This window comes from Nocardia sp. NPDC101769, from assembly GCF_044766925.1.
Classification (GTDB): Bacteria; Actinomycetota; Actinomycetes; order Mycobacteriales; family Mycobacteriaceae; genus Nocardia.
In genome coordinates this window covers 1-8,453 of the sequence record NZ_JBIWMX010000089.1, presented here as the reverse complement: position 1 = coordinate 8,453, position 8,453 = coordinate 1, and the positions used below count along the sequence as shown (strand labels likewise).

At 64.6% G+C, this 8,453-nt stretch carries 6 protein-coding genes and 4 pseudogenes; 4 read left to right on the top strand and 6 right to left on the bottom strand.

The window, feature by feature from the left end:
* The first annotated feature begins 528 nt into the window (after window positions 1–528).
* Window positions 529–966 (top strand): hypothetical protein, encoded by a 438-nt coding sequence (locus tag ACIRRA_RS45125; RefSeq protein ID WP_402782018.1) that lies wholly within the window; start codon window positions 529–531, stop codon window positions 964–966.
* 600 nt (window positions 967–1,566) lie between these two features.
* The gene (locus tag ACIRRA_RS45120; RefSeq protein ID WP_402782021.1) at window positions 1,567–3,330 is read left to right on the top strand and encodes an oleate hydratase; all 1,764 of its coding nucleotides are present in this window, start codon (window positions 1,567–1,569) and stop codon (window positions 3,328–3,330) included.
* A 1-nt stretch (window position 3,331) separates the two neighbouring features.
* On the opposite strand, the pseudogene ACIRRA_RS45115 reads toward ACIRRA_RS45120, so the two are convergent.
* From ACIRRA_RS45115 to ACIRRA_RS45100, 4 genes and pseudogenes are all read right to left on the bottom strand, one after another.
* A pseudogene (locus ACIRRA_RS45115) lies at window positions 3,332–3,514 on the bottom strand (permease); the annotation flags it as partial.
* A gap of 16 nt (window positions 3,515–3,530) precedes the next feature.
* Window positions 3,531–3,947, bottom strand: a complete 417-nt coding sequence (locus ACIRRA_RS45110; protein ID WP_402782027.1) for a hypothetical protein — start codon at window positions 3,945–3,947, stop codon at window positions 3,531–3,533.
* 217 nt (window positions 3,948–4,164) lie between these two features.
* Window positions 4,165–4,554: pseudogene (locus tag ACIRRA_RS45105) on the bottom strand (transposase); the annotation flags it as partial.
* An 835-nt stretch (window positions 4,555–5,389) separates the two neighbouring features.
* Window positions 5,390–6,952: an MFS transporter gene (locus ACIRRA_RS45100; protein WP_402782016.1), complete on the bottom strand. Its 1,563-nt coding sequence runs from the start codon at window positions 6,950–6,952 to the stop codon at window positions 5,390–5,392.
* 54 nt (window positions 6,953–7,006) lie between these two features.
* Between ACIRRA_RS45100 and ACIRRA_RS45095 the strand changes: the two genes are divergently transcribed.
* A complete protein-coding gene (locus ACIRRA_RS45095) occupies window positions 7,007–7,423 on the top strand; it encodes a MerR family transcriptional regulator (protein ID WP_402782013.1) in 417 nt (138 codons plus the stop codon).
* 57 nt (window positions 7,424–7,480) lie between these two features.
* Here ACIRRA_RS45095 and ACIRRA_RS45090 read toward each other — a convergent pair.
* A pseudogene (locus tag ACIRRA_RS45090) lies at window positions 7,481–7,993 on the bottom strand (transposase); the annotation flags it as partial.
* Between ACIRRA_RS45090 and ACIRRA_RS45085 the strand changes: the two are divergent.
* Window positions 7,905–8,141: pseudogene (locus ACIRRA_RS45085) on the top strand (transposase); the annotation flags it as partial. The pseudogenes ACIRRA_RS45090 and ACIRRA_RS45085 sit on opposite strands and share 89 nt — an antisense overlap.
* A gap of 57 nt (window positions 8,142–8,198) precedes the next feature.
* Here ACIRRA_RS45085 and ACIRRA_RS45080 read toward each other — a convergent pair.
* Window positions 8,199–8,453 (bottom strand): hypothetical protein (locus tag ACIRRA_RS45080; RefSeq protein ID WP_402782024.1); only part of this gene is annotated, 255 nt, incomplete at its 5' end.

Here is an 8,453-nt window from a genome sequence, read left to right as displayed (position 1 = left end):
ACTCCGAGCACATCATCCCCGCCGAGCAACCCGAGCAAGTCGCCGCCGCGGTGCGCCGACTGGTCAACGCTCGAACATCGCAGGAGCAGTGACGCAACTGGATCACCGAGAATTACTCGGCAGGCGTCCCGGGCTCGCTCAACCCGGCACTACCGCGCGGTCTCAGGCGATCTCACCAGCTGTGGCGACAGCCTTTTGACCAGTGAGAATCTGCCACGTCCTTGACACGAGACACCGGAGCAGTTCACGTCGTCCCTACGGCGTGTCCTCACCCGACCGATCCTGGTGATGGTCGACCTCGCGCTCGCGGTGCCGCACATCTGTGAGTCTGCCCGCGTTCGTGCATGCGAGACCTGGTGATGCGCGGTATTGCGGCGTGCGCTGTCGCGTTCACAGGCTTCCCGATCCCCATGACATCACCGAAACAGCCAAGCGGACCAAGCTGATTCGGATCAGCCTCGCTTCGCCCACCACAGAAAGATAACCGCTACTACAATTGGTAGTAATTCAGATCCGTAGGGGGAACTCATGATCGACTCGACACTGCCGCAACAGCGCCTTTCCTCATCGCCGAACGCCGTCTTGCGATGGACGACCATCGTGTTCACGATCGCCCTGGCCGTGCACGCCGCCGATCATCTCCGGCGGGGCATGGGCATCCTGTCGCCGCTCGTCATGACACTCGGCAGCATTCAGCAGGTACTGGCGATCGTGACCATCGTGCTCGTGTTCACCCGCCATCGCTGGGCGCCGACCGCGGCTATTGTGGTCGGCTTCTTCAGCGCGGGCGGATTCACTGTCGTACACCTGCTTCCGGACTGGTTCGGACCCCTCAGCGACAGCTTCATCGCCGCACCCGCGTCAGCGCGTGTCACTGGATTCTCTTGGTTCGCAGCAATATTCGAGATCGTGGCCGATATCGCGATAGCGATCGCCGGACTACGTGCACGCAATTCGTGGCTGTGAGGGCCGTCAGAAAGCCGTGACCGCCTCGCTGGTTCAGTCGGCGCGTTATGCGCTGTTGCGGACGTTCTGTACCGCACCACGTTCCCGGCCGCCGACTTAGACGATGTCTCACATGGATGTAATTCGTTTCGCTGACGTTGAAATCGGTTGTGTTGCATGATGTTAGGTCGTGGTGGATGGGCCGACGTGGCGTTCGTGAGCCGCGCCGATCCGCTCGTGCGGGATGAGCCCGCCAGCGGCCTGAACCCGTCGACGGAACGGCGAGCGCCCGACCCCGTGGACCCATGTCGGCGACGCCGTGGTCGTCGCGACATCGATGCGGGTGGTTTGCTCCGGCTCTCACACGCACCGATTCTTGGCTGCCCAGCGGGGACCGAAGCACCCGGCGAAAGGGGCGATCGGCCCTACTGGGCCGGAGCGGTCCGGCGGCAGTGTGAATCGGGCCGATCGAGCGCCGAGGTCGACGGAACACCGCGAACAAGCGTGGGCAAGACCTGGACGATCGGCACCCCACCGGCCGGGTCGTTCCGGATTCTCGACACCATCGGTCTCACCACGTTCTACGACATCGTGGTCGACAGACCAGAGGCAGGAGTTCTCATGTATTACAGCAGTGGCAATTACGAGGCGTTCGCCCGCCCGCGCAAGCCCGCGAACGTGGACGGCAAGAGGGCGTGGTTCGTGGGCTCGGGTCTGGCGTCGCTCTCGGGTGCGGCCTTCCTGATTCGCGACGGTCGGCTGCCCGGTGACCAGATCACCATTCTGGAGGAGCTCAAGCTGCCGGGCGGTGCGCTCGACGGCATCAAGAAACCCGAGAAGGGTTTCGTGATTCGCGGTGGCCGCGAGATGGAGAGCCACTTCGAGTGTCTGTGGGACCTGTTCCGGTCGATCCCGTCCATCGAGATCGACGACGCGAGCGTGCTCGACGAGTTCTACTGGCTCAACAAGGACGACCCGAACATCTCCCTCGAGCGCGCCACCGTCAATCGCGGTCAGAGCGCCCAGACCAAGAACCTCTTCGCGCTGAACGACAAGGCGCGGAAGGACATCACCAAGATCTTCCTCGCCACCCGTGAGGAGATGGAGGGCAAGCGCATCAACGAGGTGTTCTCGAAGGACTTCTTCGAGAGCAACTTCTGGATGTACTGGCGCACCATGTTCGCCTTCGAGGACTGGCACAGCGCGCTCGAGATGAAGCTGTACATACACCGGTTCATCCACCTCGTCGGCGGAATGCCGGACTCCTCGAACTTGAAGTTCACCAAGCACAACCAGTACGAGTCGCTGGTGCTGCCGCTCTACCGGTGGCTGCTGAGCCAAGGGGTCACCTTCAAGTTCGACACCACGGTCACCGACGTCGACTTCGATATCACCGCCGAGCGCAAGCAGGCCACCAGGATTCACTGGATCTCGGAGGGCGTCGAGGGCGGCGTCGATCTGGGTCCGGACGATCTGGTGCTGATTACCATCGGCTCGCTCACCGAGAACTCCGACGAGGGCGATCACCACACTCCGGCCAAGCTCGACGAGGGACCGGCCCCGGCCTGGGATCTGTGGCGGCGAATCGCGGCCAAGGACAAGGCGTTCGGCAATCCGGATGTCTTCGGCGGGCACATTCCCGAGACCAAATGGGAGTCGGCCACCGTCACCACGCTGGATGCGCGTATCCCCGAATACATTCAAAAGATCTGCAAGCGAGATCCCTTCAGCGGCAAGTTGGTCAGCGGCGGCGTCGTCACCATCAAGGACTCCAGCTGGCTGATGAGCTGGACCGTCGGCCGTCAGCCGCACTTCAAACAGCAGCCCAAGGACCAGATCGTAGCCTGGGTCTACTCGCTGTTCGTCGACAAGCCCGGCGATTACGTGCGCAAGCCCATGCAGGACTGCACGGGCGAGGAGATCACCCAGGAATGGCTGTACCACCTGGGCGTTCCCGAATCCGACATCCCGGAGCTGGCCGCCAACGCCGCCAAGTGCGTCCCGGTCATGATGCCCTACATCACCGCCTTCTTCATGCCCCGCAAGGCGGGCGACCGTCCCCAGGTGGTTCCCGAGGGCGCGGTGAACTTCGCCTTCATCGGCCAGTTCGCCGAAACCTCCCGCGACTGCATCTTCACCACCGAATACTCCGTCCGCACCGGCATGGAAGCGGCCTACCAACTCCTCGACATCGAACGCGGCGTCCCTGATGTCTTCAACTCCACCTACGACGTCCGCACCCTGCTGGCCGCCATGACCCACCTCCGCGACGGCGACCCGATCGATCTGCCCGGCCCCGATCTGCTCTGGCGCAGCCTCGCGAAACGCCTGGGCAACAACGAAATCGGCGAACTCCTCACCCAATACGGCGTCATCGAGAAGTAGGCGCCAGCGCCACAGCGGCATACGAGCAAGAGGACGAGGTGGTGCCCAATCCGGCGGCGATGGTCAGGGTGCGCGGGCTGTCGTCGCCCAACAAGCGCACGATCGTGGATTTGCGCACCACGGCCTGCACCATCGCCGAGAGCACGAATCCGAGAATGAGCGCCCCGAGAATCTCCCAGGTCATCGACCCTGCTTGGGAATCACCGGGCTTCCGTCGGCTCGTTGTCGCCCGCAGCGTCGTCGGTGTGCCAGTCGATGGTGAACTCGCCGTGTCCGAGATCGATCGCGGATTTCGTGGTGTCGTAGGAGGATTGCACCACGTCGAGCACCGCGAGTCTGCGCAGGCCGTGGCTGTGACGACCGGCCGGTAGCGACAGGACCGCGTCGGCGGGATAGATATTGCGCCGACCCGGCGCGCGCAGTGCGCAACGACGCACCCTCACCGAGCCGACCACGGTCGCCAACTGTCGGATATGGCCGTGTTCGAGGCGATTTCGCCCGCGAACCGAGCCGCTCGCGTGTCTGTCGGTCAGTTCGGCTTCCTCGCGTGCTGCGCGGAGATCGAGATGGTCCTGCAGCAACTGCCGCAGCACCTCGCGGCCCTCTCCGAACCCCACCGGTGCGCGCGATTTCGCGCCGGACTGCCTGTTCGAGGCGGGCCTGGCCGAGCCTGTGAGTGCGGGCCAGGTCCCCGTTGTCGCGTCCGCAGATCACCCGCAGCGTCGCCACCCATGATCGCGATCGGAACGGTTGACGCGCTGTTTCCAGCGCGGCCGGCCACACGCATTCCAGCAGGGCCCGAATCTGCTGGACCTGGGAGACCATCTCCACCAGCAATTGTTCGCGGCGGGCCCCCAGATGCCGCAACCGGCCCCAGGTCTCGTCGACCGGCTCGGGCACATAGCAGCGCAGCTGCGCGGTCAACCGGGCGATGAGCACCGCATCCTTTTCGTCGGTCTTGTCGCAGGTGAGATCCTCGGCGCGGCGTGACCATGACGTCATCGCCGGTTGCACGCACACGAACGCCATGCCCCGATCGGCGGCCAGCTGGCCCAGCACCCGCCAGCGATGCCCGGTCGGCTCGCATGCCACCGTCACCCCGGCGAACCCGGCCGCCGAGGCGCGCTGCCCGGCCCAGTCCAACGCCACACCCATATCCCAGGCGCGGCACCGGAATATTCTGCGGGCCAGCACTTTCGAATCGTGGTCGGTCACTACGACCATCTGCTTGCGGTCGGCCAGATCGACACCGACGATCGCATTCGAGGTCGGCACCAGCACCCGCAACCTGCTCAAACGCGCATTACGGTTGCGATCACCCCGCGACAAGCGACTACCGTTACCCATGGAACGTCCTCCTACCCGCGATGGGACACCAAGCCCGACAAGCGCATCAGCAGGACGTTCCCCATGTCCAGACACCCGAGGCGCAGAACATCTTTCTATGCCGGTACTCGCGCGCTGTGCACTGCTGTAGGGCAGTTGGTTCTCGGCTGATCTGAGCGGCGTTGGCGGCCGGATCGTCGCGGCCCGCTTTCGGGTCGGCCAATCGGAACCGGGAAATAGCCGTAGTCTGCTTCGAGCACGATGCGAGCGACCTGTTCGAATCCGGTTCTGTGGCAAGCGCACCCGCGCGGGGCGCCGACCGGGAGAACGGCTCGGCGACAACTCTGACGGCGCAAGAAGGGAGTTTCACTCAACAGGTGCGTTCGCCTGAGTCGAGTGCGTCCCTCCGAGAAGAGGGATGGACCCGCATTGTCCGATGGTGTTTCGGGCGGCGTGTCCTGGTCGGTAACACGCTGCCGACCTGTGGTTCCGGGATCGTCGTCACAGTGTCCGTGCTAGGCGGACTCGCGCAAAACCTCCTGGTTGTTGTCGCGCGACAGCTCCTCCAAGGGCACGGCTGTCTCTTGCGAGATCAGTTGCGTGACGAGCCATCCATGGGAATCAAATATCTTGTCTCGACGATGATCTGCGTGGCCGCGACACTCGCCAGCGCCCTCATCACGCATAGCCGGACATGAAACCACCAGTGCGACAACCACGCCTCGTCCTTTGCTCAGGACTTGCCCAGGCGGATCGCGATACCTCGGCGGGGGCCAGGGATTCCATGCTGGCGCAGGCGGCCGACACCGGTGGAAGCCGTGGTACGTATTGAAGAGATGCGGCGTGGGAAGAAATGGCCAGCATCCCGCATCGCCTCGGCGCGTTGCGGTGTATTGTCGGCTCGACGGGCCGGTCGCTGGGCGGCCGCAGAGCCGCTGATCGCGTCCGCATTCGGTTCCGGTTGCTTGGCCCGATCGTTGGTCGAGTAGCGCGCCCGGCACGGGTGCGGGGTTCGCAAGAGCCACCAACTGACCAGGAGCGCCACGATCGTGCACAGCGTCGAAGCGGATCCGAGCAGGGCGAATGCGCCCGCATACGTCCCTGGCCGAAGGTACTGGCCGGCTGCGACCTGGGCAGCGAGGGCACCGTCGCGAAGGACGACGGCAACGACATGGCTGATCCCGGCGCCGAAGGCGGCGATGACGATTGCTTCGCTCCCCAGGCGTAGGAAGTTCATGACGCCTGCTGCCGTGCCGGAATGGTCGTCAGCAACAGAGCCGATGGCCTCGCGGTCGACCATGCCCATAGGAAGTCCGAACCCGCACCCCAGGAGCAGCATCCCCGGTACGAGCAACCCGGCAGGCGCCGCAGGTCTGAACGCAAGAAGCAAAAGGACGCTACCGGCAGCCATCAACGCGGTCGCGATGAGCATCAGGCGTGCGGGGCCGCCGAACAACCGGGTCAGACGCGCGGCCATCAGGGGCGCCAGCACAGTCGACACGGTCATCGGAAGCATCAACATCCCGGCCTGGCCTGCGGGAACGCCTTTGATCGCCGAGAGCGCGACCGGAAGGTAGGTCAGCAACGTGACGTACCCGAATGCCCCAGCCACAGGGATCAGCGCGAACCCCAGGAACCTCCGATTGCCGAGCACGATCGCAAGCCCGCCCACACGAGTTTCCGGCGGCGTCCCGACAGGGATCCTCGAGACAATCCCGGCCAGCCCCGACGCCGCCGACACCACCGCGATCGCGACGAACACGGCCCGCCAGCCCCCAAGGCTCACGAGCAAGCCGCACAGGGCCGGCCCGAAAGCGAGTCCGCAGCCGAGGACGACCCCGAGCGCGGTAAACGCGCGGGCGCGCGCAGCTCCGCGCAGACCCGAGGACATCAAAGACGTGGCTCCCACGAATACCGCAGCACAGCCCGCACCCGCGACCACACGCGCGAGATCCAGCATAAGCAACGAGACCGCTGCAGCCGCCGCGAGATTCGCGACGACAACGAGCAGCACCCCGCCAAGGAAGACCGATCGGCGCCCCACGCGATCCGCGAGACGGCCGCATCCGAGCGTCGCGAGCGCGAACGCGAAGTTGAACGCATTGACGACCCCCTGCAAGCCGACGGCGTCGCTGCCGAGCGTTGCCCCGATCCTCGGCAGCGTGACCGCCGCGCCCGCAATCGACACCGGAGTGCCCAGAACCGCGAACAAGACGACGACCACCCACCAGCCCTCACGATGCATCCGCACTGGCTTCGGTTCCATCACACCATCTCCCCGCCTCTGCTCGACCATGTGGAAGACGCTAGAATCTAGACCTCGCTCTAGGTCAAGATCGGAGACGTCGCGATGACAATGCCGGCAGCCGGGCTCACGATCGGGCAGGTCGCGACAGCGACCGGATTGAGCGTGCACACGTTGCGCTTCTATGAGCGCGAGGGCCTGTTCCTGCATCCGCCCACCCGGACGGCCGGCGGCCACCGCATCTACAGCCCCGACGATCTCCAATGGCTTCAGCTGTGCAATCGGCTACGCGACAGTGGCATGCCCCTCATCCGGATCAAGGACTTCGCCGACCTCATCCGCACCCGCCCCGACGACTACAGCGAAAGGCTCCGGATGCTCCGCGAGCACGAAGCCGCTGTGATCGCCAAACAGCAAGCCCTCGCCGAGAACCTCGACGCCATCCGTCACAAGATCTCGATCTACGAAGACCACCAGCGCACCGGCGACACCACGCAGATCTATACCGACCCGCGAAACTAGGTGATGCCCGAAGTTCAGACCGCGGGCGCAAATAACCTCATTGCCAACAACACCTGGTTGGAGACGGTCTCGCTGCTGATGCCGAACTCCCTGGCGTGGGCCGCTCGAACCGTCACGGACAACGATCTCGACACCCGAGTGTTCGCGTAGCCATGCCTCGAGTGTTTCCGACCGGCGATCGGGCAGCACATCGACCCGCTGATGGGTGACGGCGTCGATAAGAACTGTGCCATAACGGTTTTCGCGGTGAATGGCGAAATCGTCCACGCTCACCACTCGGGGAACCGGCCGTTGCGGCGTCGGGATGCGCAATAGCATCCGCACCGCGGTGTCTCGGGACATGCGAACCGGCAAGGCCGCGAGCACCCGGATCGCGGCTCGGCCGGCCAGCTCCCGCACGACCGCCCGAACTTGGCCGGTCAGCCGGGCAGTGCGGCGCTGATAGCGTTCGAGAACTCCCGGAACCTGCTCGCGAAACATCTTGCAGCACTGCGGTATCGAGCACATCAGCCGCCGGACACGCACCCGCACGAACACCAGCCGACCATCCAGCGGCAGGTCCGCGACTGTTGCGAAGATCATCGGTGAGACGGCCGACGTCGATCGATTCCACTCCAGGGATGCCTTCGCCCGCCACAACGGGACCGCACCACTTCCCGTCTGGTCGTCCAACCGGGCACGACATCGACTGTCTCGCACCGGGAATCGACAACTCAACGCAGCTCTCCATAGGATCGCCCTCCCGCAAGCACGTTGCCATCCAGGCGCCCGAGAGCTACTGGCGCGCCGCAAAGCTGCAGGTGACGGTGGCCTGGAGGCGCTGCGGATCCCGAAGCGCCGACTCTCCGACGTCGTCTTCCGCGCCATGCTCGCAGACCAGCAACCCGGTGAAACCCCCGCAATCTCTTTGGGCCGTCCCCGATGAATGAGACCATTCGGTATTAGAGTCCCTAAGATCGGAGATGTCCGGGTTCGTTGCCTGGATGCCCAGGTCGGTGGGGTGTAGCTGATTAGAGTCTGCCTTCGTCGT